At 63.2% G+C, this 1,126-nt stretch carries 1 protein-coding gene; it reads left to right on the forward strand.

Annotation, left to right across the window (positions count from 1 at the left end; translation table 11 throughout):
* The first annotated feature begins 75 nt into the window (after positions 1 to 75).
* Entirely contained in the window at positions 76 to 1,086 is a 1,011-nt protein-coding gene (locus V8J36_RS22825) for an IS30 family transposase (RefSeq protein WP_336469612.1), read from the forward strand.
* Positions 1,087 to 1,126 lie beyond the last annotated feature (40 nt).

The raw sequence follows: 1,126 nt of genomic DNA on the forward strand, positions 1-1,126 counted from the left end.
TGTAGGCGGGGTGGATTCAAGTTGGAACTGCGACTTTGACGTAAGATCAATGTCTTGCCACAAGGAGCTGTTCACATCCCTGCACCCTATCTGCACCTGAACTACGAGGAGCGTCGCAAGATCGCGCGCTGGCGCGAAGCGAAGGTGCCCGCGACAGAGATCGCCGCGAAGCTCGGTCGGCACCGTTCGACGATCTTCCGAGAATTGCGTCGCAACCATTTTCACGATGCCGAGCTGCGCAACATCTCTGGTTACTATGCCGCCAACGCCCAGGCGATGTCCGAGGCCCGGCGCTCAAATCTCAGGAAGCTGGTGCGGCATCCGTCGCTGCGGGCTGCGGTGGTCGACAGGTTGCAGGCGGGTTGGACGCCCGAGCAGATCTCGGGGCGGCTGAAGGTGGAGCGCGCCACAGCCAGCGTCAGCCATGAGACGATCTATCAATACGTCTATTCGAAGGATGGTCATTACATCGATCTCTGGCGCCACCTCCCCGACCATCGCCGCAAGCGCCGTGGCCGCGGTCGGCGCAAGCCGCAACACCCGAGGTTTGCTGACGAAATCTCGATCCGGAATCGCCCGGCCGAGGTGGCGGCTCGGACTGTCTTCGGGTCATGGGAATGCGATCTGATCCAATTCCGCAAGGAATTCGGCGGCACCAACCTGACCTCGCTGGTCGAGCGTGTCAGCCGGTTTACCGTGCTGATGAAGAATGCCGACCGCCGCTCGCGCCCGGTGATGGACGGGCTGATCGGAAGCCTCTCGCCGCTGCCGGCCCATGCCCGCCAGTCGATCACCTTCGACCGCGGGCTGGAGTTCCTGGCCTGGCCCTATCTGCAGGCCGGCCTTGGCGTCGCGACCTGGTTCTGTGACCCGCAGGCGCCCTGGCAGAAAGGCACGGTCGAGAACACCAACGGCCGGGTCCGCCGTTGGCTGCCGCGCGAGGTCGATCCGAAGACGCTTACCACCCGGCAGATCAACGCGATCTGCCAACAGCTAAACGCGACGCCGAGAAAGTGCCTCGGCTATCGAACACCCGCCGAGGTCTTCCGCGACAAACTCATGGAAGGTGACACCGCCCTGCCCTAACCTCGCCAGCGACCAAGTCGCCCTTCAGCGTGAAACCACA

Origin of the sequence: Frigidibacter sp. MR17.14 (genome assembly GCF_037095735.1) — a bacterium.
Classification (GTDB): Bacteria; Pseudomonadota; Alphaproteobacteria; order Rhodobacterales; family Rhodobacteraceae; genus Frigidibacter.